Raw genomic sequence first — 23,064 nt, 5'->3', positions numbered from 1 at the left:
GACTAACATGTCAGAAAATTCATCCTATGATTGGATGAAAGGGCGAATCCTATGTCAGACATTTCTCCATTAATTAAACGATCCTTGGTCGATCAGGCCCTGGACCAGTTACGCCTGCGCATCAATCAAGGCATCTGGACGGTCGGCCAGCGTTTGCCCACCGAGCCGGAGCTGGCGACTGAACTGGGCATCAGCCGCAACACCGTGCGTGAAGCCATGCGCGTGCTGGCGTTTTCCGGGTTGATCGAGATTCGCCAGGGCGACGGCAGCTATCTGCGGGCGGTGATCGATCCACTGGACACCATGAAGGCGCTGTCCCGTTGCACTCAGGAACAGGCTCGGGAAACCCGGCACATTCTGGAAGTCGAAGCCATCGGTCTGGCCGCATTACGCCGCACTGATGAAGACCTGGTGGCATTGCGCGAAGCGCTAGGTGTCAGCGGCAGTCACTACCATGGCGATCTCGACACCTACATCGCCTGCGATCTGGTGTTTCACCGTCGACTGGTGGAGGCGGCGCACAACCCGACACTCAGCGAGCTGTATCGCTACTTCTCCAGCATCGTCGGCGCGCACTTGCGCCAGACCCTGAACATCTCACCTCGGCGGCAAGCGGTGTTCGACCTACATGTCGAACTGCTCGATGCCGTCGAGCAACGCGACCCGGAACGGGCCAAAGCCCTGTCGAGGCAGTTGATCAATGAACCTTGAAACCGAGAACCCCATGTCCACCCAGCAGGCCAGCAACAGCAGCATCACTGAGCTCAAGCGCAAGGCGGAGCTCGAAGAGCTGTTGATCGACGCCGAGGCCGATGACGAACAGGTTCAGCAAGCTCACCCGGTCCTTCAGCGACCATGGTTGCTGTTGCTCGGCCTGATTCTGGTGGCGCTGAATTTACGTCCGGCGTTGTCGAGCATGGCGCCGATGCTCAGCGAGATCTCGAAGACGCTGGGGCTATCGGCCGCCCAAGCCGGGTTGCTGACGACCTTGCCGGTACTTTGCCTCGGTCTGTTCGCACCGTTGGCGCCGGTGCTGGCGCGACGTTTTGGGGCCGAGCGGGTGGTGTTGGGGATTCTTCTGATGCTGGCAGGCGGGATCATTTTGCGCAGTTCGTTCGGTGAGATCGGTCTGTTCGCCGGCAGTGTGCTGGCCGGCGCCAGCATTGGGGTGATCGGCGTGCTGCTGCCCGGCATTGTCAAACGCGACTTCCCGAAACAGGCCGGGACCATGACTGGCGTCTACACCATGGCCCTATGCCTGGGCGCGGCCATGGCGGCTGGCGCGACCGTGCCGTTGAGCGAACATTTCGACAAAAGCTGGGCCTTGGGTCTCGGTTTCTGGGTGGTTCCAGCGTTGGTCGCGGCGATTTTCTGGTTGCCGCAAGTCGGTCAGAAACACGGCGCGCATCATGTTGCCTATCGGGTCCGAGGTCTATTGCGTGATCCACTGGCCTGGCAAGTGACCTTGTACATGGGCCTGCAATCGTCTTTGGCCTACATCGTGTTCGGTTGGCTACCGTCGATTCTGATCGGCCGCGGTCTGACGCCGACCCAGGCCGGTCTGGTGTTGTCGGGTTCGGTGATTGTCCAGTTGATCAGCTCGCTGGCAGCACCCTGGTTGGCGACGCGTGGCAAGGATCAGCGGCTGGCAATCGTGATCGTCATGGCAATGACCCTCGGCGGTTTGTTCGGTTGCCTCTATGCGCCGATCGATGGCTTGTGGGGCTGGGCGATCCTGCTGGGATTGGGGCAGGGCGCCACGTTCAGCCTGGCGTTGACCCTGATCGTGCTGCGCTCGCGGGATGCCCATGTCGCGGCCAACCTGTCGAGCATGGCCCAGGGTTTCGGTTACACCCTGGCGTCCATGGGGCCGTTCGCGGTCGGCGTGGTGCATGACTGGACCGGCGGCTGGAGCGCCGTGGGCTGGATCTTTGGCGTTATTGGCCTCGGCGCGATTATCGCGGGCCTCGGTGCCGGACGTTCGTTGTACGTTCAGGTTCAAAGCGAGAGAGTCTGACGTTCTGCGCACTGTCGGTATTCGGGCCACGAATGCCGATAGTGTTCTGCGCATTTGTTGACTATCGTGCAGGCAATCTTTCGACGCCACTTTGTGCATCTATTTGCACATCCAGAGGGAACCTGTCCATGAGTGATGCCCACAACGCCTTGATCACCCGGTTCTACCAAGCCTTCCAGCGGCTCGATGCCGAGGCCATGAGTGTCTGCTACACCGACGACGTGGTGTTCAGTGATCCGGCGTTCGGCGAACTGCGCGGGCGCGATGCCGGCGACATGTGGCGCATGCTCACCACCCGCGCCAAGGACTTCTCCCTGACCTTCGATAACGTGCGCAGTGATGAGCGCACCGGCGGTGCCCATTGGGTGGCGACGTACCTGTTCAGCCAGACCGGCAATACCGTGGTCAACGATATCCAGGCGCGTTTCGTGTTTCGCGACGGCAAGATCTGCGAGCATCACGACAGCTTTGATCTGTGGCACTGGTCGCGTCAGGCGCTGGGTTTCAAAGGGCTGTTGTTGGGCTGGACGCCGGTGGTGAAAAACGCCGTGCGCGCTCAGGCCTTGAAGGGGCTGAAGGCATTTCAGGCCAGTCGCTGATAAGATCGCGGCTTGTTTCCTACAAGCCTTGATCGTCACGTGAACACCTCGAGCGAATCTTCCGTCATTGCCGCCGAACCGCCGCTGCCTGTCAGCAAGCCCTGGTTCGTCTACCTCGTTCGCGCGGCCAATGGTTCGCTCTACTGCGGGATCAGCGACGACCCCGTCCGCCGTTTCGCCACCCACCAAAGTGGCAAAGGCGCGCGCTTCTTCCTGTCGAGCCCGGCCGTGGCATTGGTCTACACCGAAATCTGCCGCGATAAAAGCGAAGCACTGCGCCAGGAACGATTGATCAAAAAACTCAAGAAAAGCGCCAAGGAATGTCTGGTGGCGAGCGCGGCTGCGGGTTTATCAATCTGACTGATAAGCGCTCATCAGGCAGATGGGTAGGCCGCGTGCGGATTGCGCGCTAAGCTGCTGGCTCCTTATCCGAGCGGCGGAGCCGAGCATGTCCGAGTTGATTCTTCATCACTACCCGACGTCCCCTTTTGCCGAAAAGGCCCGCTTGCTGCTGGGCTTCAAGGGGCTGTCCTGGCGCTCGGTGAACATCTCGCCGGTGATGCCAAAACCCGATCTGACAGCCCTGACCGGCGGCTACCGCAAGACGCCGGTATTGCAGATTGGCGCGGATATCTATTGCGACACCGCGCTGATGGCTCGTCGTCTGGAGCAGGAAAAAGCCTTGCCGGCGTTCTTCCCGGAAGGCCAGGAAATGATCACCGCAACCTTCGCGGCGTGGGTCGATTCGGTGGTGTTCCAGCATGCGGTCAGCCTGGTGTTCCAGCCGGCGTCGGTGGCGGTGCGCTTTGGCAAGTTGTCGCCGGAAGCGATCAAGGGGTTCCTGGCCGATCGCGCCGGCTTGTTCAGCGGTGGCAGCGCTACTCGGTTGTCCGCCGAGCAGGCTCGGCACCAGTGGCCAACGATCATGGCGCGTCTGGAGCAGCAGCTTCAGCGCGAACAGGGTGACTTCCTGTTCGGCGAGCCGTCGATTGCCGACTTTGCCTTGGCCCACTCACTGTGGTTCCTCAAAGCGACGCACGTGACGTCACCGTTGGTGGATGCTTATCCGGCTGTTTTGGCGTGGTTTGGTCGTGTGATGGGCTTTGGTCATGGCGCGTTCAGCGAGATGACGGCTGAGGAAGCGCTGGAGATAGCCCGCAATGCCACACCGGCTGCGTTGCCGGATGAGCAGTTTGAGGAGCCAAACGGGTTCGAGGTTGGCCAGCAAGTGGTGATCGCTGCGACCGATTACGGCGTTGATCCGGTGACGGGTGAGTTGTTGTTTGCGGGTAGCGAAGAATTGATTTTGCGTCGAGAAGACGAGCGGGCCGGCGTTGTGCATGTGCACTTCCCGCGATTCGGGTTTCGCATCGAAGCGCATTAGGCGCTGGCCATGCACTAACTTGTGGGAGCTGGCTTGCTTGCGATGAGGTCAGCCCAGCAATATTGATGTTGCCTGACACTCCGCTATCGCAGCGGTGCGGCGATCCGACAAGCCAGCTCCCACAAGGGACGGCGTCGGTCTGAAGAGCTATTTCAGCGCCGCAAGAACCTTGTCCGGGTCATACCCGCGTATCAACGTTCCGTTCACATCGATCAGCGGAATTCCGCGTCCTCCGAGCGCCTCGTAGGCTTTGCGCGCCTGAGCATCTTTCTCGATATCGAATTCCTTGTACGGAATGCCCTTCTGGTCGAGAAAGCGCCGGGTCAGCTTGCAGTAGCCGCACCAATCGGTGGCGTAGAGCACGACATTGGCCTTGGCCTGGGTCCGCTCGGACACCACCTGCGAGGGGTGAAACACCCGCTCGATCTTGCCCCAGTTCTGGTAAACCACGACCACCAGCAAGATCAGCAGGCATTTCTTCAATACGCCGCCGAGCATCAGTTGCGTCGCTTGAGCTGGTCGGTCAATTGGGTCGGCAGGCCCTTGATGATCAGCGTACCGGCTTCTTCGTCGTATTCGATCTTCGAGCCCAGCAGGTGCGCTTCGAAGCTGATGGACAAGCCCTCGGCGCGGCCGGTGAAGCGGCGGAACTGGTTCAGGGTGCGCTTATCCGCAGGGATCTCGGGCGACAGGCCGTAGTCCTTGTTGCGGATGTGATCGTAGAAAGCTTTCGGGCGCTCTTCGTCGATCAGTTCGGACAGTTCTTCCAGACCCATGGGCTCGCCCATTTTTGCCTGGCTGCTGGCGTAATCCACCAGGGTCTTGGTCTTCTCGCGTGCGGACTCTTCCGGCAGGTCTTCGCTTTCGACGAAGTCACTGAAAGCCTTGAGCAGGGTGCGGGTTTCGCCGGGGCCGTCGACGCCTTCCTGGCAGCCGATGAAGTCGCGGAAATACTCCGAAACTTTTTTGCCGTTCTTGCCTTTGATGAACGAAATGTACTGCTTGGACTGTTTGTTGTTCTGCCACTCGGAGACGTTGATCCGCGCTGCCAGGTGCAACTGGCCAAGGTCCAGGTGTCGCGAAGGCGTCACGTCCAGCTGATCGGTCACTGCCACGCCTTCGCTGTGGTGCAGCAGGGCGATGGCGAGGTAATCGGTCATGCCCTGCTGGTAATGAGCAAACAGCACGTGGCCGCCCACAGAGAGGTTCGACTCTTCCATCAGCTTTTGCAGATGTTCCACCGCCACCCGGCTGAAGGCTGTGAAGTCCTTGCCGCCGTCGAGGTATTCCTTCAGCCAGCCGCTGAACGGATGCGCCCCGGACTCGGCATGGAAGAAACCCCAGGCCTTGCCTTGTTTGGCGTTGTAGCTCTCGTTGAGGTCGGCAAGCATGTACTCGATGGCGCTGGACTCGGCCAGTTCGGAATCGCGGGCATGAAGAACTGCGGGTGTGCCGTCGGGTTTTTTGTCGATCAGGTGGACGATGCAATGACGGATCGGCATGGGCTTCTCGGCTGATTGAAGAGAGGAGGGCGTGCTCCCCCGAAAAAGCGCTCAGTGTACCGCAACCACTGGTTTTGGCGTGGTGCCAAGGGCAATTTGCAGCTGTCCACCGGCCCTTATGCAGTTTTTTGCCGATTTAGAGCAATAAAGCTGACCAAATGGGTAGCTAGAGGCGGATATTTCCCCGTCTCTGTGCTAGTTTTGCCCGGTCTTACGCGAAGTCACTGCGTTAAGCGTGCATTCAGCATTTGTCAGGTCGAACCAAACCCTGATTTCGGTATCTATAACCCCGACTCGTCGTGGTTATGGCCGAGGGTGCCAGATCCAGAAGATCGGGCTCGATGGCTGACACTGCACTCTGCAATCCATATGAATTTGATAGGGAAGGAACATTACATGGCTCTTACTAAAGACCAACTGATCGCCGACATCGCTGAAGCTATCGACGCGCCAAAAACCACCGCGCGTAACGCTCTGGACCAACTGGGCCAAATCGTTGCTGATCAGCTGGAAAACGGCGGCGAAATCACCCTGCCAGGTATCGGCAAGCTGAAAGTGACTGAGCGTCCTGCCCGTACCGGCCGCAACCCTTCGACTGGCGCAGCCATCGAAATCGCTGCCAAGAAAGTTATCAAGCTGGTTGTGGCCAAAGGCCTGACCGACGCTGTTAACAAGTAAGACTTGTTAAAAAAAACCGTGCGCCGGAGCAATCCGGGCACGGTTTTTTTGTGTCTGCGATTTACCCGCCAACACTGTATGACCGATGTGGGAGCGGGCTTGCTCGCGAAGGCGGTGTGTCAGTCACCATTGAATTTGACTGACACACCGCCTTCGCGAGCAAGCCCGCTTGTATGGTAGGACTTGAAGGGAGGAGGAGGGACAAAGCCCGATTCTGACTGTTGACGCAGTACAGATCCGTGGGAGATTTCGCCCCTCCTCCTTTCACCCAAGCGCCGATAAAGAATGCATCTGGCTAGGACCGACGATAGGAACAAGCCTGCGCCTCTGGGTGAGCCCTTCAAGTGCTCAAAACATATCCCGGAGGAAATCCAATGGCAATGCCGGTTTCTGTCACAAAGCCAATCGTAGGCGTGGATGTCGCCAAGAACGAACTGGTGATCTATCACGCCGAACTTGACCTGCTTGAAGAGATTCCCAACAACAAGGCTGCCATCAAGCAGTGGTTGAAAGCCTTGTCGGGGACAGTCGCGGTAGCCATTGAGTCGACCAATATCTATCACCTGGAGTTCGCCGATCTGGCCTATGAGGCTGGCTGCGTGATTTACATGGTGGGTGGCTATGAACTCAGCCATTACCGAAAAGGGGTGAATATCCGCGCCAAAACCGATGCGTTGGATGCCAGACTGCTCGCCCGCTATCTGAAGAACGAAGGTGATGATCTTCATCCTTGGACCCCGCCATCACCGCTGTACCGCCAGCTCTTGAGCCTTTTTCGTCGTCGCGCAGCCTTGGTTCAGGCGCGGGTCGGCCTGGTGCAAAGTTGGGCGAATGAACCGCTGCTGAAATCTGCTTTCGCCGCGCAAGTGAAAGCCATGCAGCAGCTTGAAACGCTGGTCGAAAAGACGATTAATGATCATCTGAAAGAAGCCGGTTTGCTCGGTCAGTTGAAGCGTTGCCTGAAAGTTGAAGGCATTGGATTTCTGACCGGAGCCCGCTTGCTCACGGCGTTTCAGCGGGGCGACTTCAGAAACGCAGATGCCTTTATTGCCTTTCTGGGAATGGATTTGCGGGTGGCGAAGTCAGGGCAAAAAGACGGGCGCCGGAGCTTGACCAAGCGAGGTGACCCGGAAGCTCGCCGGCTTCTGCACAATGCAGCTATGTCGGCCAGCCGTACGCCAGCCTGGAAAGGCTTTTATGAAGAGCAAAGAGCTCGAGGTTTCAGCACCACTCAGGCGCTGGTGATACTGGCTCGCAAGCTTGCTCGGATCGTATTCGCTCTACTGAAAGGACAGAGCGAATATCAACCCAAAGCTGGTTGAGGGCTTCCCTTCAACCATAGAATCTCCCACCGTTGATCTACGTCGGTCAGCTAATCAGCTTTTACGCGCCCAACGTTCGCGCCAGACCTGCTGTTCGGATTTGGTCTGGAAGGTCCAGGCGACGAATCGGCTTTGCTTCTGCCCTTGCGACATTTCCACGACCTGGCTTTCCAACACACCGGCCTTTTTCAGCGCTGTCTGGATCGCAGGCAGGTTCGAGGCTTTCGAGACCAGGGTGCTGAACCAAAGCACTTTGTGTTGAAAATGCGCGCTCTCGGCGATCAGTTGCGTCACAAACCGTGCTTCGCCACCTTCACACCACAGTTCGGCCGATTGACCGCCAAAGTTCAGCACCGGCAGTTTGCGTTTTGGGTCGGCGCGGCCCAGTGCGCGCCATTTACGCTCGCTGCCTTTGGTTGCCTCGTCCATCGAGGCGTGGAACGGCGGGTTGCACATAGTCAGGTCAAAGCGTTCGCCGGGTTCGAGCAGGCCCAGCAGAATGTGCTTGGGATTGCTTTGCTGACGCAGCTGGATGGCTTTGTTCAGCCCGTTGGACTGCACGATGGCTTTAGCGGCGGCCACGGCCGTCGGGTCGATTTCCGAGCCGAGGAAGTGCCAGCGGTAGTCGCTGTAGCCGATCAACGGATAGACGCAGTTGGCGCCCATGCCGATATCGAGGACCTTGACCGGCGCACCGCGAGGGATCTCGCCGTCATTGACGCTGGCCAGCAGGTCAGCCAGGAAGTGCACGTAGTCAGCACGACCTGGCACCGGTGGGCACAGGTAATCGGCCGGGATGTCCCAATGGGCGATGCCGTAGAACGACTTGAGCAGGGCCCGGTTGAACACCCGAACCCCGTCCGGGCTGGCGAAGTCGATGCTTTCCTTGCCATACGGATTGATGATCACGAACTTCGCCAGTTCCGGCGTGGTTTTGATCAGCGCCGGGAAGTCGTAACGACCCTGATGGCGATTGCGCGGATGCAGGCTGGCCTTCTCGCGGGGTTCCACGGCTTTGGCCGGGGTAGCTGAGTCAGGCTTCTTGCGCGCAGGTCTTGGTGTGCGGGGGGCGTTCATGGGCGTTGTCGATTCGGGTATGGCTAAAAGTGGCGGGTATTGTCCCACATCCAGTGTGGGAGTGGTGTCGATCGCCCATCGTGCTGGGCACACTGATCAAATGTGGGAGCGGGCTTGCTCGCGAAAGCGGTCATTCATTCAACATTGATGCTGACTGACTTATCGCCTTCGCGAGCAAGCCCGCTCCCACAGGGGGATTTGCGGTGTTTGGGGGAAGGGGGCGGGCATAAAAAAGGGAGGCCGCTGCGGGCCTCCCTTTTTCATTGCATCTTGCCGTTACAGGCTGGCAATCCGCGCATGTTGCTCGGCCAGCTTGCCCAAAGCCTGTTCAGCTTCAGCCAGTTTGGCGCGTTCCTTCTCGATGACTTCGGCCGGGGCCTTATCAACGAAACCGGCGTTGGACAGCTTGCCGCCGACACGCTGAACTTCGCCCTGCAGACGCTGGATTTCCTTGTCCAGACGAGCCAGTTCGGCGTCCTTGTCGATCAGGCCAGCCATTGGTACCAGCACTTCCATCTCGCCGACCAGTGCGGTGGCGGACAGCGGTGCTTCTTCGCCGGCCTTCAGAACGGTGATCGATTCCAGACGCGCCAGCTTCTTCAGCAGCGCTTCGTTTTCGGTGAGACGGCGCTGATCTTCGGCGCTGACGTTTTTCAGGAACAGGTTCAGCGGCTTGCCCGGACCGATGTTCATTTCGCCACGGATGTTGCGCGTGCCGAGCATCAGGCCCTTGAGCCATTCGATGTCGTCTTCGGCGCCTTGATCGATGCGTGCTTCGTTGGCCACTGGCCAAGGTTGCAGCATGATCGTCTTGCCTTCGATACCGGCCAGCGGCGCGACGCGCTGCCAGATTTCTTCGGTGATGAACGGCATGAACGGGTGCGCCAGGCGCAACGCGACTTCCAGCACTCGAACCAGCGTGCGACGGGTGCCGCGCTGACGTTCAACCGGTGCATTTTCATCCCACAGCACAGGCTTGGACAGTTCCAGGTACCAGTCGCAATACTGGTTCCAGATGAACTCGTACAAGGCTTGTGCGGCCAGGTCGAAACGGAACTGATCGAGCTGACGAGTCACTTCGGCTTCGGTGCGTTGAAGCTGCGAAATGATCCAGCGATCTGCCAGGGACAACTCGTACGCTTCGCCGTTCTGACCGCAGTCTTCGCCCTTGTCCAGCACGTAGCGCGCAGCGTTCCAGATTTTGTTGCAGAAGTTGCGATAGCCTTCGACGCGGCCCATGTCGAACTTGATGTCGCGACCGGTCGATGCCAGCGAGCAGAACGTGAAGCGCAGGGCGTCGGTGCCATAGCTGGCGATGCCGTCAGCGAACTCGTCGCGGGTCTGCTTCTCGATCTTCTTCGCCAGTTTCGGCTGCATCATGCCGGAGGTGCGTTTCTGCACCAGTTCTTCCAGCTCGATGCCGTCGATGATGTCCAGCGGGTCCAGGACGTTGCCCTTGGACTTGGACATCTTCTGGCCCTGGCCATCACGTACCAGACCGTGCACATAAACGGTCTTGAACGGAACCTGCGGCGTGCCGTCTTCGTTTTTCACCAGGTGCATGGTGAGCATGATCATCCGGGCAACCCAGAAGAAAATGATGTCAAAACCGGTCACCAGCACGTCGGTGGAGTGGAATTTCTTCAGGAACTCGGTCTGCTCCGGCCAGCCGAGCGTGGAGAAAGTCCACAGGCCCGAACTGAACCAGGTATCCAGAACGTCGTTGTCCTGTTGCAGCGCAACGTCCGGGCCGAGGTTGTGCTTGGCACGCACTTCGGCTTCGTCGCGACCGACGTAGACCTTGCCCGACTCGTCGTACCAGGCCGGAATCCGGTGGCCCCACCACAGCTGACGGCTGATGCACCAATCCTGAATGTCGCGCATCCATGAGAAGTACATGTTTTCGTACTGTTTTGGCACGAACTGAATGCGGCCGTCTTCAACCGCAGCGATGGCCGGCTCGGCCAATGGCTTGGTGGAGACGTACCACTGGTCGGTCAGCCACGGCTCGATGATGGTCCCGGAGCGGTCGCCTTTCGGCACTTTCAGGGCGTGATCGTCGACGCTGACCAGCAGGCCGGCGGCTTCGAACGCTGCCACGATCTGCTTGCGCGCTTCGAAGCGGTCGAGGCCGGCGTATTCGGCCGGGATCTTGCCGTCGATGCTTTCGTTAAGCGTGCCGTCGAGGTTGAACACCTGACAAGCCGGCAGCACGTGGGCATTTTTGTCGAAGATGTTCAGCAGCGGCAGGTTGTGGCGCTTGCCGACTTCGTAGTCGTTGAAATCGTGGGCCGGGGTGATTTTCACGCAACCGGTGCCGAATTCAGGATCGCAGTAATCGTCGGCGATGATCGGGATGCGGCGGCCAACCAGCGGCAGCTCGACAAATTTGCCGATCAGGGCTTTGTAGCGTTCGTCGTTCGGGTTAACCGCCACGGCGGCGTCGCCGAGCATGGTTTCCGGGCGAGTGGTCGCGACGATCAGGTAGTCGTTGCCTTCAGCAGTTTTGGCGCCGTCGGCCAGCGGGTACTTCAGGTTCCACAGGAAACCTTTCTCGTCGTGGTTTTCCACTTCGAGGTCGGAAATCGCCGTGTGCAGCTTGGTGTCCCAGTTGACCAGACGCTTGCCGCGGTAGATCAGACCGTCTTCGTGCAGGCGCACGAACGCTTCTTTAACCGCTTCCGAGAGGCCGTCATCCATGGTGAAGCGCTCACGGCTCCAATCCACGGACGAGCCGAGGCGGCGGATCTGACGGCTGATGTTGCCGCCGGACTGATCCTTCCATTCCCAGACTTTCTCGAGGAATTTTTCGCGGCCCAGATCGTGGCGATTCTGGCCTTGGGCTTCGAGTTGGCGCTCCACCAGCATTTGCGTGGCGATACCGGCGTGGTCGGTACCCGGCTGCCACAGGGTGTTGCGACCCTGCATGCGGCGGAAACGGATCAGGGCGTCCATGATCGCGTTGTTGAAACCGTGACCCATGTGCAGGCTGCCGGTGACGTTCGGCGGCGGGATCATGATGGTGTAGGACTCGCCCGCGCCTTGCGGGGCGAAGTAATTCTCAGACTCCCAAGTGTTGTACCAGGAAGTTTCAATGGCGTGCGGCTGGTAGGTCTTATCCATGCGCGGCGGGACCCTATTGGCATTTATTCAGGAAAAGCCGGCAAGTATAGCGAGGCATGGGGCGTAGGGCGAGCGGGTGCAGACAGGGCGCTTGATCAATTACAGCTCAGATGAAATGTGGGAGCGAGCCTGCTCGCGATGCAGGCGCCGCGGTCTATCAGGAAACCGAGGTGATGCTATCGCGAGCAGGCTCGCTCCCACAGGGGGGGTTATTCGTACTGGCTGAGCAACCGTTCCATCCGCGCATCAAGACGGCGTTTGATTTCGGTTTCGATGTGCGGGGCGAAGTCGTCGATCACGTCTTGCATGATCAATAGCGCGGCGGCACGCAGTTCGCTGTCCAGGTGCAGCAGGGCGTCGGGGCCTTTGCTGGCGGCAGGCGACGGTTGCGCGGCTGGGGCGGGTGGCGGTGTCGCTTCGACCGGCTGCGGCGCATTGCCGACCGTGTCGAACAGCATGGGGATCTGTTCCTGATCACCTTCAATGACCGTGTCGGTCAGCAAGGGCGGTTGCAGGTTGTCATCACCGAGCAGTTGGCGGATCGACTCGAGGTCATCCAGCAGATGCGCGGAATTTTGCTGCGGTTTTGGAGTGTCCATCGGAATGCTCAGAGTCGCTGTAAACGGTGATCTTGCAGAGGATAGCCCTGTTCGCGGTAGAAACGGAAACTCTCCCGCGCAGCCGAACGAATCGTCGGATCTTCCACCACCACTTCCGCCACGCGGGCGAACTGTTTGGCAAATACCGGGACTTTCAGGTCCAGATTGACCAGCAGATCCTGATGCTGACCGCAGTCATCGCCAAGGCCCAGGACAATCAAACCCTCCGGCTCGCTTTCGGCGGGACCGTGGGGCACGAAGCTTTCGCCCTTGAAGGCCCACAAGCGCGCGTCGAGGTCATCACGCTGGGCGGCATCGCTGCAGTGCAGGTAAATGCGGTGGCCCATGCGCCAGGCTTTTTCGGTGAGCTTGCAGGCGAAATCCAGCCGTGCCGAAGGATCGGCGCTGGGCAGGATATAGAAGTCGACTTTGGTCATTGCGGTTCCTGAGCCCTGAGGGCATCACTGGAAAGTGACGCCCTCAGGGTCATCGGTTTCAGGCTTTGGCGCGGTCCAGCAGGTATTGGGTCAGCAGGGGAACCGGGCGGCCAGTGGCGCCCTTGTCCTTACCGCCGCTGGTCCAGGCCGTGCCGGCGATGTCCAGGTGCGCCCAGTTCAGGTTCTTGGTGAAGCGCGACAGGAAGCAGGCAGCGGTGATGGTGCCGGCTTTCGGGCCGCCAATGTTGGCGATGTCGGCGAACGGGCTGTCCAGCTGCTCTTGATATTCATCGAACAGCGGCAGTTGCCAGGCGCGGTCGTCGGCGGATTGGCCGGCGCTCAGCAGTTGACCGATCAGCTCGTCGTTGTTGCCCAGCAGGCCCGAGGTGTGAGAACCCAGTGCGACGACACACGCGCCGGTCAGGGTGGCGATGTCGATCACCGCTTGCGGCTTGAAGCGTTCGGAGTAGGTCAGAGCATCGCACAGCACCAGGCGGCCTTCGGCATCGGTGTTGAGGATTTCCACGGTCTGGCCGCTCATGGTGGTGACGATGTCGCCCGGGCGCGAAGCGTTGCCGCTCGGCATGTTCTCGGCGCAGGCCAGGATGCACACCAGGTTGATCGGCAGTTTCAGCTCAAGCACGGCACGCAGGGTACCGAACACGCTGGCGGCGCCGCCCATGTCGTACTTCATTTCATCCATGCCGGCGCCCGGCTTGAGGCTGATGCCGCCGGTGTCGAAGGTGATGCCTTTGCCGACCAGTGCGTACGGCTTCTCGGATTTCTTGCCGCCGTTGTATTGCATGACGATCAAGCGCGGCGGCTGGGCGCTGCCTTGGCCAACGGCGTAGAAAGAGCCCATGCCCAGGTCCTTGATCTTCTTCTCATCGAGGACTTCGACTTTCAGGCTCTTGAATTCTTTGCCCAGGTTCTTGGCTTGTTCGCCCAGGAATGTCGGGTGGCAGATGTTTGGCGGCAGGTTGCCCAGATTGCGGGTGAAGGCCATGCCATTGGCGATCGCAGTGGCGTGGGCCACGGCGCGTTCGACTTCAGCCTGTGCTGCCTTGATGGTCACCAGGGTGACTTTCTTCAAGGAGAGCGGGTCGGCTTTCTGGCTCTTGAACTGGTCGAAGGTGTACTCGCCATCCACCAGGGTTTCGGCCAACAGACGAGTCTTGCCATAGCTGTCGCGGCCTTTGACCACGACTTCGTCCAGGGCCAGCACTGCATCGCTGCCGCCCAGGCCTTTAAGGGTGTTGAGGATACCGGCGATGATTTTGCGGAACGGGCGATCGCCCAGCTCTTCATCCTTGCCCACGCCCACCAGCAACACGCGCTCGGCCTTGAGGTTAGGCAGGCTGTGCAGCAACAGGCTCTGGCCGACTTTGCCGGCCAGGTCGCCGCGCTTGAGCACGGCACTGATGGTGCCACCGCTCAGCTCGTCGAGTTGTTTGGCAACGGCGCCGAGTTTGCGGCCCTCGCCGACGGCGACCACCAGCGTGGCGGTCTTCAACGTTTCCGGGCTAACGCTTTTTACAACCAGTTCCATGTCTGGGTCCCTGAATTAATGGTCAAAGTGCGCGACGCGCAGAGTCTTGCTTATAAGTAGAAAGACGCAGGTGCAGTGCCAGCGACAAAGGCCGCAGTTTGAACCTCGCTACCGGCGCCTGACAACCCTCGGTCGTGCGAACTTCGGTGGTTCAGGTGTCTGCTTGAGCGTGCGCAGTGACAGGCGCACCCAATCACAGGATAATGCGCCATCTTTTTCGGCGGCTCTGCTCTGCGGGCCGACCGATACGTTTGTTTGTTTGGCCGCTTAGCCTGACAACCCTGGAGTGTCTGGTTTGATTGTCTTCCGTTATCTATCCCGCGAAGTCCTGTTGACCTTGAGCGCCGTCAGCGCCGTGCTGCTGGTCATCATCATGAGCGGACGCTTCATCAAGTACCTCGCCCAAGCGGCCTCTGGCCTTCTGGATCCGGGTTCGCTGTTCCTGATCATGGGTTTCCGTCTGCCGGGTTTCCTGCAGTTGATTCTGCCTTTGGGGCTGTTTCTCGGCATCCTGCTGGCCTACGGTCGTCTGTACCTCGACAGCGAAATGACCGTGCTGTCCGCCACTGGCATGAGCCAGCAGCGACTGTTTCGCATCACCCTGTTTCCGGCCACGCTGGTTGCTCTGGTGGTGGCATGGTTGAGCCTGAGCCTGGCGCCACAGGGTGCCAACCAGTTCCAGTTGCTGCTGAACAAACAGGACGCACTGACTGAATTCGATACCCTTGAGCCAGGCCGCTTCCAGGCCTTGCGCGACGGTACTCGGGTGACCTATACCGAAACGCTGTCGGATGACCGCATCAACCTCGGCGGCGTATTCATTTCGCAGAAGAACATCAATTCCGATAAGAAGGATCGTGGAATTTCCGTGTTGGTGGCCGAGAAAGGGCGCCAGGAAATTCGCCCCGACGGTAACCGCTATCTGATTCTCGACAACGGCTACCGCTACGACGGTAATCCGGGGCAGGCCGACTACCGTGCCATCAAGTACGACGAGTACGGCGTATTGCTGCCTAAGCCGGACGTCAGTGACGAAGTCACCGATCGTGACGCGATGACCACCCGCTCCCTGTTGGGCAGCGATGACATCCGCTCGCGCACCGAACTGCAATGGCGTCTGTCTCTGCCGTTGCTGGTCTTCATCGTGACCCTGATGGCGGTGCCGCTGTCGCGGGTCAACCCGCGTCAGGGCCGTTTCCTCAAGCTGCTGCCGGCGATTCTTCTTTATATGGCTTACCTGACCATCCTGATTGCCGCTCGCGGCGCCCTCGAAAAGGGCAAGATCCCGGCGGCATTGGGCTTGTGGTGGGTGCATGCGATCTTCCTGGCCATTGGCCTTGGCTTGCTGTATTGGGAGCCGTTGCGCTTGAAGATGGCGAGTCGCCGCAGTGCGCTGGAGGTGGCCCGTGGATAAGCTCGATCGCTACATCGGTAGCAGCGTGTTCGTCGCGATCCTGGCAGTGCTGGGGATCATCCTCGGTCTGGCAACGCTGTTTGCCTTCATCGATGAAATGAGTGAGGTCAGCGATACCTACACGCTGATGGATGTCCTGAGCTACGTGCTGCTGACCGCTCCACGCCGTCTGTACGACATGTTGCCGATGGCGGCGCTGATCGGTTGCCTGATCGGCCTCGGCAGCCTGGCCAGCCACAGCGAACTGACCATCATGCGCGCTGCGGGCGTGTCGTTGGGGCGGATCGTCTGGGCTGTCATGAAGCCGATGCTGCTTTTGATGGTGGTGGGGTTGGTGATTGGTGAATACGTCGCGCCGGCCACGGAAGTTACCGCTCAGGCCAATCGCTCGCTGGCCCAGGGCAGTGGCGACGCGCAAAGCGCCAAGCACGGTCTCTGGCACCGTCAGGGTGACGAGTTCATTCATGTCAACTCTGTGCAACCCAATGGTCTGCTGTACGGCGTGACCCGTTATCGCTTCGACGATCAACGCCACATGCTGTCTTCGAGCTTCGCCAAGCGCGCGGAATTTGACACGGATCACTGGCAACTGAGCGATGTCACGACCACGTTGTTCCATGAAAAGAACACCGAAGTGGTGACGACCCCGGTGGAGCGTTGGGAAGTAGCCCTGAGCCCGCAACTGCTGAGCACCGTGGTGATGGCGCCTGAATCACTGTCGATCACCGGTCTGTGGAGTTACATCCACTACCTGGCTGATCAGGGCCTGAGCAACGGTCGGTACTGGCTGGCATTTTGGGTCAAGGTGTTGCAGCCGCTGGTGACCGCCGCATTGGTGCTGATGGCGATTTCCTTCATCTTCGGCCCGCTGCGTTCGGTGACCCTCGGTCAGCGGGTGTTTACCGGTGTGCTGGTGGGCTTCACCTTCCGCATCGTCCAGGATTTGTTGGGGCCTTCGAGCCTGGTATTCGGTTTCTCGCCGCTGTTTGCGGTGCTGGTACCGGCCGGTGTCTGTGCCCTGGCCGGGGTATGGTTGTTGCGCCGGGCCGGTTGATCGCGGGTTATTCCCGACATTGCTTGTCACTCAAAACGCCCCTGTCGCAAGACCGGGGCGTTTTTGTACGCGCCGTCTGACCTGCGAACGTGACGCTTGCGCCGTGGATCAGGTACAATTCCCGGCTATTTTTCGGCGGGCTATGCCTGCAGCCTTTTTGAGTGTTGATCCGTGAGTGATTTGAGTCATATCCGCAATTTCTCCATCATCGCCCACATTGACCATGGCAAGTCGACGCTGGCCGATCGCTTCATCCAGATGTGCGGCGGCCTTGCCGAGCGTGAAATGGAAGCCCAGGTACTGGACTCCATGGACCTGGAGCGTGAACGCGGGATCACCATCAAGGCCCATAGCGTCACCCTTTATTACACCGCTCGCGATGGCATCAAGTACCAGCTGAACTTCATTGACACCCCGGGCCACGTTGACTTCACCTACGAAGTCAGCCGGTCGCTGGCGGCCTGTGAAGGTGCATTGCTGGTGGTCGATGCCGGTCAGGGCGTTGAGGCGCAGTCGGTTGCCAACTGCTATACGGCGATCGAGCAGGGCCTGGAAGTCATGCCAGTCCTGAACAAGATCGACCTGCCACAGGCCGATCCGGACCGCGTCAAAGAAGAAATCGAAAAAATCATCGGCATCGATGCCACCGATGCGGTCGAGTGCTCTGCCAAGACTGGCCTGGGCGTCGACGAAGTGCTCGAGCGTCTGGTAACCACGATTCCTGCGCCGACCGGCAACTACGAAGATCCGCTGCAAGCGTTGATCATCGACTCCTGGTTCGACAACTACCTGGGCGTTGTGTCCCTGGTACGCGTGCGTCACGGTCGTGTGAAGAAGGGCGACAAGATTCTCGTTAAATCCACCGGCAAGATCCACCTGGTGGACAGCGTCGGTGTCTTCAACCCGAAACACACCGCCACCGTTGACCTGAAGGCCGGCGAAGTGGGCTTCATCATTGCCGGTATCAAGGACATTCACGGTGCACCGGTCGGTGACACCCTGACCTTGAGCTCCACGCCAGACGTTGACGTGCTGCCAGGCTTCAAACGCATTCAGCCGCAGGTGTACGCCGGTCTGTTCCCGGTCAGCTCCGACGACTTCGAAGATTTCCGTGAAGCCCTGCAAAAGCTCACCCTCAACGACTCGTCCCTGCAGTACACCCCGGAAAGCTCCGACGCCCTGGGCTTCGGCTTCCGTTGCGGGTTCCTCGGCATGCTGCACATGGAAATCATCCAGGAGCGCCTGGAGCGCGAGTACGACCTGGACCTGATTACCACGGCGCCGACGGTAATTTTCGAGCTGTTGCTGAAAACCGGCGAAACGATTTACGTCGATAACCCGTCGAAGCTCCCGGACCTGTCGTCGATCGAAGACATGCGTGAACCGATCGTGCGGGCCAATATCCTTGTGCCGCAAGAGCACCTGGGTAACGTCATTACCCTGTGTATCGAAAAGCGTGGCGTGCAGCACGACATGCTGTTCCTCGGCACTCAGGTCCAGGTGACCTACGATTTGCCGATGAACGAAGTGGTTCTGGACTTCTTCGATCGTCTGAAATCCACCAGCCGTGGCTATGCTTCGCTGGATTACCATTTCGACCGTTATCAATCAGCTAATCTGGTGAAACTGGATGTGCTGATTAACGGTGACAAGGTCGACGCCCTGGCGCTGATCGTGCACCGCGACAATGCGCACTACAAAGGTCGCCAGTTGACCGAGAAGATGAAAGAACTGATTCCGCGCCAGATGTTCGACGTCGCGATCCAGGCCGCCATCGGCGGGCAGATCATTGCGCGGACTTCCGTCAAGGCACTCAGAAAGAACGTATTGGCCAAATGCTACGGTGGCGACGTCAGCCGTAAGCGCAAGCTGTTGGAAAAGCAGAAGGCCGGTAAAAAACGCATGAAGCAGGTCGGTAACGTGGAGATTCCACAAGAAGCCTTCCTTGCAGTGCTCAGGTTGGATAGTTAGGTCCTATGTCACTAAATTTCCCGCTGTTGCTGGTCATCGCCGTGTTCGTCTGCGGCCTGTTGGCGTTGCTCGATCTGCTGTTCCTGGCGCCACGGCGCCGGGCTGCCATTAACTCTTACCAGGGTAGCGTCAGCCAGGCTGACATGGTGGTGGTCGAGAAACTGAACAAAGAGCCGCTGCTGGTCGAATACGGCAAGTCGTTCTTCCCGGTGTTGTTCATCGTGCTGGTGCTGCGTTCGTTCCTGGTGGAACCGTTCCAGATTCCTTCCGGCTCGATGAAACCGACCCTGGACGTCGGCGACTTCATTCTGGTGAATAAATTTTCTTACGGGATCCGCCTGCCGGTGATCGACAAGAAAGTCATCGAAGTCGGTGATCCGCAGCGCGGCGATGTGATGGTGTTCCGCTACCCGAGCGACCCGAACGTCAATTACATCAAGCGTGTGGTGGGCCTGCCGGGTGACCAGATTCGCTACACCGCGGACAAGCGTCTGTTCGTCAACGGTGAGTCGGTTGCCGAACAACTGGTCGGCTCCGAGCCGGGCACGTTGGGCAGCGCCGAACTCTACAAGGAAAAACTCGGCATCGCCGAGCACCTTATCCGCAAGGAAATGAGCCGCTACCGCGCAGCGCCGGATCGTTCGTGGACCGTGCCTGCCGGGCACTACTTCATGATGGGCGACAACCGCGACAACTCCAACGACAGTCGCTACTGGGATGATCCGAGTATTCCCAAGGATCTGCTGGGCATGGTTCCCGACAAGAATATTGTCGGCAAGGCCTTCGCAGTCTGGATGAGCTGGCCGGAACCCAAACTCAGTCACCTGCCGAATTTCTCGCGGGTTGGCCTGATCAAGTAATCACACGCGGCGCTGTTGAACACAGCGCCGAATGCATTTCTGGAGTCGGCATAATCGGCGACAGAAGCATGAAAACAACGATATTCAGGACGTTATTTTTGAACACAGCGTTAATTGTCCCAAGCCTGCGCCGCACCACGGCGATGGCGGTGGAATCCAGCCACGAACTCAGCGTGGGTAAACCGTGAGCGTCTCCTTAAGCCGTCTAGAGCGTCAGCTCGGCTACACCTTCAAAGACCAGGAGCTGATGGTCCTGGCCCTGACTCACCGCAGCTTTGCCGGGCGCAACAACGAACGCCTGGAGTTCCTCGGTGATGCCATCCTCAACTTCGTCGCTGGCGAGGCGCTGTTCGATCGCTTCCCGTTGGCCCGCGAAGGCCAGTTGTCGCGTTTGCGCGCCCGCTTGGTGAAAGGTGAGACCCTGGCCGTGCTGGCCCGTGGTTTCGACCTGGGCGAATACCTGCGCCTGGGCTCTGGCGAATTGAAAAGCGGTGGTTTCCGTCGCGAGTCGATTCTGGCCGATGCCCTGGAAGCCCTGATCGGTGCGATCTATCTGGACGCCGGCATGGACATGGCGCGCGAGCGCGTGCTGGCTTGGCTGGCCGGGGAGTTCGAAGGCCTGACGCTGGTCGACACCAACAAAGATCCGAAAACCCGCCTGCAGGAATTCCTGCAGTCCCGTGGTTGTGAGCTGCCGCGTTACGAAGTGGTGGATATCCAGGGTGAGCCGCATTGCCGGACGTTCTTCGTCGAATGTGAAATCATCTTACTGAATGAAAAAAGCCGAGGTCAGGGTGTGAGCCGTCGTATTGCCGAACAGGTAGCGGCCGCCGCAGCACTGATTGCCCTGGGCGTGGAGAATGGCCATGACTGATTCAACCGCAACTCGCTGTGGCTATGTTGCCATCGTCGGCCGTCCCAACGTGGGCAAGTCCACGCTGCTGAACCACATTCTGGGTCAGAAGCTGGCGATCACCTCGCGCAAGCCGCAGACCACCCGTCACAACATGCTCGGCATCAAGACCGAAGGCGCCGTTCAGGCGATCTATGTCGACACCCCTGGCATGCACAAGGGGGGCGAAAAGGCCCTGAACCGTTACATGAACAAGACCGCTTCGGCGGCGTTGAAAGACGTCGACGTGGTGATCTTCGTGGTTGACCGCACCAAGTGGACCGACGAAGACCAGATGGTCCTCGAGCGCGTACAGTACGTGACCGGCCCGCTGATCGTGGCGCTGAACAAGACTGACCGTATCGAAGACAAATCCGAGCTGATGCCGCACCTGAGCTGGTTGCAGGAGCAGCTGCCGAACGCGCAGATCATGCCGATCTCGGCCCAGCACGGGCACAACCTGGACGCACTGGAACGAGTGATCGCCGAGCACCTGCCGGAAAACGATCACTTCTTCCCGGAAGATCAGATCACTGACCGTAGCAGCCGCTTCCTCGCCGCCGAATTGGTGCGCGAGAAAATCATGCGCCAGTTGGGTGCCGAGCTGCCGTACCAGATCACCGTGGAAATCGAAGAGTTCAAGCAGCAGGGCAAAACCCTGCACATTCATGCGTTGATCCTCGTCGAACGTGACGGCCAGAAGAAAATCATCATTGGCGACAAGGGCGAGCGCATCAAGCGCATCGGCACCGAGGCGCGCAAGGACATGGAGCTGCTGTTCGACTCCAAGATCATGCTCAACCTGTGGGTCAAGGTTAAGGGCGGCTGGTCCGATGACGAGCGTGCATTGCGTTCGCTGGGTTATGGCGACCTGTAAACCGTTTGGCAGCACATAGATCTACTGTGGGAGCGGGCTTGCTCGCGAAGAGGATGTAACATTCAGCATTGATGTTGACTGTTACACCGCTTTCGCGAGCAAGCCCGCTCCCACATTGGTTTTGGGTTGTTTTTAAAACTGCGCTCCGTCATTGAGAACCCTGACTCCATGTCTCAAGCCCCCATCGGCCAAGCCGCCTACGTCCTCCACAGCCGCGCCTACCGCGAAAGCAGTGCGCTGGTGGATTTCCTTACGCCGCAAGGTCGGCTGCGGGCGGTGTTGCGTAGCGCGCGGGGCAAGGCCGGGACATTGGCGCGGCCGTTCGTGCCGCTCGAAGTCGAGTTTCGGGGGCGGGGTGAACTGAAAAACGTCGGCCGCATGGAAAGTGCCGGTGTTTCTACCTGGCTCAACGGCGAGGCGCTGTTCAGCGGCCTCTACCTCAACGAACTGCTGATCCGTCTGCTGCCCGCCGAAGACCCTCATCCCGCAGTTTTCGATCACTACGCCGCGACCTTGCTCGCCCTGGCGGAAGGCCGTCCGCTGGAGCCTTTGCTGCGCTCCTTCGAATGGCGTTTGCTCGACGACCTCGGCTACGGCTTTGCGTTGAATACCGACATCCATGACGACCCCATCGCGCCGGACGGCCTCTATCGCTTGCAAGTGGATGCGGGTCTGGAGCGGGTCTATCTGCTGCAACCGGGTCTGTTCAACGGCACCGAACTGCTGGCCATGGCCGATGCCGACTGGTCCGCACCCGGAGCGCTGTCCGCTGCCAAGCGCCTAATGCGTCAGGCATTGGCCGTTCATCTGGGCGGTCGTCCTCTGGTCAGTCGCGAGTTGTTTCGCAAGCCATAGTTTCGCAAGCCACAGGAACTGTTGATGCTTGCGTCAACAGACCCAAGCTCCCCGTGTATGCTGTGCACCGAACTTTCCCTTATTTCAGGAGCGCTTCCGTGACCACCAGCAATCGCATTCTTCTTGGCGTGAACATCGACCACGTTGCCACCCTGCGTCAGGCCCGGGGTACTCGTTACCCGGATCCGGTCAAGGCAGCGCTGGACGCGGAAGAGGCGGGCGCTGATGGCATCACCGTGCACCTGCGCGAAGACCGCCGGCACATTCAGGAGCGCGATGTGCTGCTGCTCAAGGATGTGCTGCAAACCCGCATGAACTTCGAAATGGGCGTCACCGAAGAAATGATGGCGTTCGCCGAACGCATCCGCCCGGCACATATTTGCCTGGTTCCGGAAACCCGTCAGGAGCTGACCACCGAAGGCGGTCTGGACGTGGCAGGGCAGGAGGCCCGGATCAAGGCAGCGGTGGATCGCCTGACGAAGATCGGCTGTGAAGTGTCGCTGTTCATCGACGCAGACGAGCGGCAGATCGAAGCGTCCCGCCGTGTCGGTGCACCGGCCATTGAATTGCACACCGGGCGTTATGCGGACGCCGAGACGCCAACCGAAGTCGCTGAAGAGCTCAAGCGCGTGGTCGATGGCGTGGCATTCGGTCTGGCCCAGGGGCTGATCGTCAACGCCGGTCACGGCCTGCACTATCACAACGTCGAAGCTGTTGCGGCGATCAAGGGCATCAACGAGTTGAACATCGGCCATGCGCTGGTGGCCCACGCGTTGTTCGTCGGGTTCAAGTCGGCGGTGTCGGAGATGAAGGCGCTGATTCTGGCTGCTGCAAAAGCCTAAACCGAACACAAA

Annotated in this window: 22 protein-coding genes; 15 read left to right on the top strand and 7 right to left on the bottom strand. The window is 59.4% G+C overall.

The window, feature by feature from the left end; genetic code table 11:
• Nucleotides 1-51: 51 nt before the first annotated feature.
• The 5 genes from AB7M29_RS29205 (at nucleotide 52) to AB7M29_RS29185 (ending at nucleotide 4,000) form a co-directional block, all read left to right on the top strand.
• Complete coding sequence (locus AB7M29_RS29205; RefSeq protein ID WP_217854424.1) at nucleotides 52-711, top strand: FadR/GntR family transcriptional regulator; 660 nt, start codon at nucleotides 52-54, stop codon at nucleotides 709-711.
• The gene (locus AB7M29_RS29200) at nucleotides 701-2,017 is read left to right on the top strand and encodes a CynX/NimT family MFS transporter (protein ID WP_454248561.1); all 1,317 of its coding nucleotides are present in this window, start codon (nucleotides 701-703) and stop codon (nucleotides 2,015-2,017) included. Before AB7M29_RS29205 ends, AB7M29_RS29200 begins: the two co-directional genes overlap by 11 nt.
• 128 nt (nucleotides 2,018-2,145) lie before the next feature.
• A complete protein-coding gene (locus AB7M29_RS29195; RefSeq protein ID WP_454248560.1) occupies nucleotides 2,146-2,616 on the top strand; it encodes a nuclear transport factor 2 family protein in 471 nt (156 codons plus the stop codon).
• 39 nt (nucleotides 2,617-2,655) lie between these two features.
• Nucleotides 2,656-2,976 (top strand): GIY-YIG nuclease family protein, encoded by a 321-nt coding sequence (locus tag AB7M29_RS29190; RefSeq protein ID WP_038981663.1) that lies wholly within the window; start codon nucleotides 2,656-2,658, stop codon nucleotides 2,974-2,976.
• An 88-nt stretch (nucleotides 2,977-3,064) separates the two neighbouring features.
• Nucleotides 3,065-4,000 carry a glutathione S-transferase family protein gene (locus AB7M29_RS29185; protein ID WP_217854422.1) on the top strand — a complete coding sequence of 312 codons (936 nt, stop codon included), beginning with the start codon at nucleotides 3,065-3,067 and terminating at the stop codon, nucleotides 3,998-4,000.
• Nucleotides 4,001-4,147: 147 nt separating this feature from the next.
• On the opposite strand, the gene AB7M29_RS29180 is transcribed toward AB7M29_RS29185, so the two are convergent.
• Together AB7M29_RS29180 and yejK are read right to left on the bottom strand one after the other, a co-directional pair.
• Nucleotides 4,148-4,498, bottom strand: coding sequence for a glutaredoxin family protein (locus tag AB7M29_RS29180; RefSeq protein WP_454248559.1), 351 nt, complete (start codon nucleotides 4,496-4,498; stop codon nucleotides 4,148-4,150).
• Nucleotides 4,498-5,502, bottom strand: coding sequence for a nucleoid-associated protein YejK (gene yejK / locus AB7M29_RS29175; RefSeq protein WP_038981666.1), 1,005 nt, complete (start codon nucleotides 5,500-5,502; stop codon nucleotides 4,498-4,500). The genes AB7M29_RS29180 and yejK overlap by 1 nt, the downstream gene beginning before the upstream one ends.
• Nucleotides 5,503-5,898: 396 nt before the next feature.
• On the opposite strand from yejK, the gene AB7M29_RS29170 reads away from it, so the two are divergent.
• Together AB7M29_RS29170 and AB7M29_RS29165 are read left to right on the top strand one after the other, a co-directional pair.
• Entirely contained in the window at nucleotides 5,899-6,180 is a 282-nt protein-coding gene (locus AB7M29_RS29170) for an HU family DNA-binding protein (protein WP_007905514.1), read from the top strand.
• A 374-nt stretch (nucleotides 6,181-6,554) separates the two neighbouring features.
• Nucleotides 6,555-7,502 (top strand): IS110 family transposase, encoded by a 948-nt coding sequence (locus AB7M29_RS29165; RefSeq protein ID WP_217858081.1) that lies wholly within the window; start codon nucleotides 6,555-6,557, stop codon nucleotides 7,500-7,502.
• Nucleotides 7,503-7,556: 54 nt separating this feature from the next.
• Here AB7M29_RS29165 and rlmF read toward each other — a convergent pair whose 3' ends face one another.
• The 5 genes from rlmF to AB7M29_RS29140 form a co-directional block, all read right to left on the bottom strand.
• Nucleotides 7,557-8,579 carry a 23S rRNA (adenine(1618)-N(6))-methyltransferase RlmF gene (rlmF, locus tag AB7M29_RS29160; RefSeq protein WP_454248558.1) on the bottom strand — a complete coding sequence of 341 codons (1,023 nt, stop codon included), beginning with the start codon at nucleotides 8,577-8,579 and terminating at the stop codon, nucleotides 7,557-7,559.
• Nucleotides 8,580-8,855: 276 nt separating this feature from the next.
• Complete coding sequence (locus tag AB7M29_RS29155) at nucleotides 8,856-11,702, bottom strand: valine--tRNA ligase (protein ID WP_454248557.1); 2,847 nt, start codon at nucleotides 11,700-11,702, stop codon at nucleotides 8,856-8,858.
• 209 nt (nucleotides 11,703-11,911) lie between these two features.
• Complete coding sequence (locus AB7M29_RS29150) at nucleotides 11,912-12,301, bottom strand: DNA polymerase III subunit chi (RefSeq protein WP_217854419.1); 390 nt, start codon at nucleotides 12,299-12,301, stop codon at nucleotides 11,912-11,914.
• A gap of 8 nt (nucleotides 12,302-12,309) precedes the next feature.
• Nucleotides 12,310-12,738, bottom strand: a complete 429-nt coding sequence (locus tag AB7M29_RS29145) for a DNA polymerase III subunit chi (protein ID WP_008072051.1) — start codon at nucleotides 12,736-12,738, stop codon at nucleotides 12,310-12,312.
• A gap of 58 nt (nucleotides 12,739-12,796) precedes the next feature.
• A complete protein-coding gene (locus AB7M29_RS29140; RefSeq protein WP_217854418.1) occupies nucleotides 12,797-14,287 on the bottom strand; it encodes a leucyl aminopeptidase in 1,491 nt (496 codons plus the stop codon).
• A 295-nt stretch (nucleotides 14,288-14,582) separates the two neighbouring features.
• On the opposite strand from AB7M29_RS29140, the gene lptF reads away from it, so the two are divergent.
• From lptF to pdxJ, 8 genes are all read left to right on the top strand, one after another.
• Nucleotides 14,583-15,701: an LPS export ABC transporter permease LptF gene (lptF, locus tag AB7M29_RS29135; RefSeq protein WP_217854417.1), complete on the top strand. Its 1,119-nt coding sequence runs from the start codon at nucleotides 14,583-14,585 to the stop codon at nucleotides 15,699-15,701.
• Entirely contained in the window at nucleotides 15,694-16,755 is a 1,062-nt protein-coding gene (gene lptG / locus AB7M29_RS29130) for an LPS export ABC transporter permease LptG (RefSeq protein WP_217854416.1), read from the top strand. Before lptF ends, lptG begins: the two co-directional genes overlap by 8 nt.
• Before the next feature lie 171 nt (nucleotides 16,756-16,926).
• Nucleotides 16,927-18,726: a translation elongation factor 4 gene (lepA, locus tag AB7M29_RS29125; RefSeq protein WP_052966249.1), complete on the top strand. Its 1,800-nt coding sequence runs from the start codon at nucleotides 16,927-16,929 to the stop codon at nucleotides 18,724-18,726.
• Between the two features lie 5 nt (nucleotides 18,727-18,731).
• A complete protein-coding gene (lepB, locus tag AB7M29_RS29120; RefSeq protein ID WP_217854415.1) occupies nucleotides 18,732-19,586 on the top strand; it encodes a signal peptidase I in 855 nt (284 codons plus the stop codon).
• Between the two features lie 184 nt (nucleotides 19,587-19,770).
• Nucleotides 19,771-20,460: a ribonuclease III gene (gene rnc / locus AB7M29_RS29115; RefSeq protein WP_052966248.1), complete on the top strand. Its 690-nt coding sequence runs from the start codon at nucleotides 19,771-19,773 to the stop codon at nucleotides 20,458-20,460.
• Nucleotides 20,453-21,355 (top strand): GTPase Era, encoded by a 903-nt coding sequence (gene era, locus AB7M29_RS29110; protein ID WP_008073130.1) that lies wholly within the window; start codon nucleotides 20,453-20,455, stop codon nucleotides 21,353-21,355. The genes rnc and era overlap by 8 nt, the downstream gene beginning before the upstream one ends.
• 168 nt (nucleotides 21,356-21,523) lie before the next feature.
• A complete protein-coding gene (recO, locus tag AB7M29_RS29105) occupies nucleotides 21,524-22,210 on the top strand; it encodes a DNA repair protein RecO (protein WP_217854414.1) in 687 nt (228 codons plus the stop codon).
• A gap of 98 nt (nucleotides 22,211-22,308) precedes the next feature.
• Complete coding sequence (gene pdxJ / locus AB7M29_RS29100) at nucleotides 22,309-23,052, top strand: pyridoxine 5'-phosphate synthase (RefSeq protein WP_217854413.1); 744 nt, start codon at nucleotides 22,309-22,311, stop codon at nucleotides 23,050-23,052.
• The last annotated feature ends 12 nt before the right edge of the window (nucleotides 23,053-23,064 follow it).

Source organism: Pseudomonas sp. F-14 TE3623 (assembly GCF_053629015.1).
Note: the sequence above shows the minus strand (reverse complement) of the source record. Positions and strands in the feature narration are given on the sequence as shown.

Bases quoted from the DNA above. Each gene is read 5' to 3' on its own strand.
- AB7M29_RS29185 (WP_217854422.1), top strand. From the start codon at position 3,065: ATGTCCGAGTTGATTCTTCATCACTACCCGACGTCCCCTTTTGCCGAA.
- era (WP_008073130.1), top strand. From the start codon at position 20,453: ATGACTGATTCAACCGCAACTCGCTGTGGCTATGTTGCCATCGTCGGC.
- yejK (WP_038981666.1), bottom strand. From the start codon at position 5,502: ATGCCGATCCGTCATTGCATCGTCCACCTGATCGACAAAAAACCCGAC.
- AB7M29_RS29205 (WP_217854424.1), top strand. From the start codon at position 52: ATGTCAGACATTTCTCCATTAATTAAACGATCCTTGGTCGATCAGGCC.
- AB7M29_RS29155 (WP_454248557.1), bottom strand. From the start codon at position 11,702: ATGGATAAGACCTACCAGCCGCACGCCATTGAAACTTCCTGGTACAAC.
- AB7M29_RS29180 (WP_454248559.1), bottom strand. From the start codon at position 4,498: ATGCTCGGCGGCGTATTGAAGAAATGCCTGCTGATCTTGCTGGTGGTC.
- AB7M29_RS29150 (WP_217854419.1), bottom strand. From the start codon at position 12,301: ATGGACACTCCAAAACCGCAGCAAAATTCCGCGCATCTGCTGGATGAC.
- AB7M29_RS29195 (WP_454248560.1), top strand. From the start codon at position 2,146: ATGAGTGATGCCCACAACGCCTTGATCACCCGGTTCTACCAAGCCTTC.
- rlmF (WP_454248558.1), bottom strand. From the start codon at position 8,579: ATGAACGCCCCCCGCACACCAAGACCTGCGCGCAAGAAGCCTGACTCA.
- AB7M29_RS29170 (WP_007905514.1), top strand. From the start codon at position 5,899: ATGGCTCTTACTAAAGACCAACTGATCGCCGACATCGCTGAAGCTATC.
- AB7M29_RS29145 (WP_008072051.1), bottom strand. From the start codon at position 12,738: ATGACCAAAGTCGACTTCTATATCCTGCCCAGCGCCGATCCTTCGGCA.
- AB7M29_RS29165 (WP_217858081.1), top strand. From the start codon at position 6,555: ATGGCAATGCCGGTTTCTGTCACAAAGCCAATCGTAGGCGTGGATGTC.
- lepB (WP_217854415.1), top strand. From the start codon at position 18,732: ATGTCACTAAATTTCCCGCTGTTGCTGGTCATCGCCGTGTTCGTCTGC.
- AB7M29_RS29200 (WP_454248561.1), top strand. From the start codon at position 701: ATGAACCTTGAAACCGAGAACCCCATGTCCACCCAGCAGGCCAGCAAC.
- AB7M29_RS29140 (WP_217854418.1), bottom strand. From the start codon at position 14,287: ATGGAACTGGTTGTAAAAAGCGTTAGCCCGGAAACGTTGAAGACCGCC.
- recO (WP_217854414.1), top strand. From the start codon at position 21,524: ATGTCTCAAGCCCCCATCGGCCAAGCCGCCTACGTCCTCCACAGCCGC.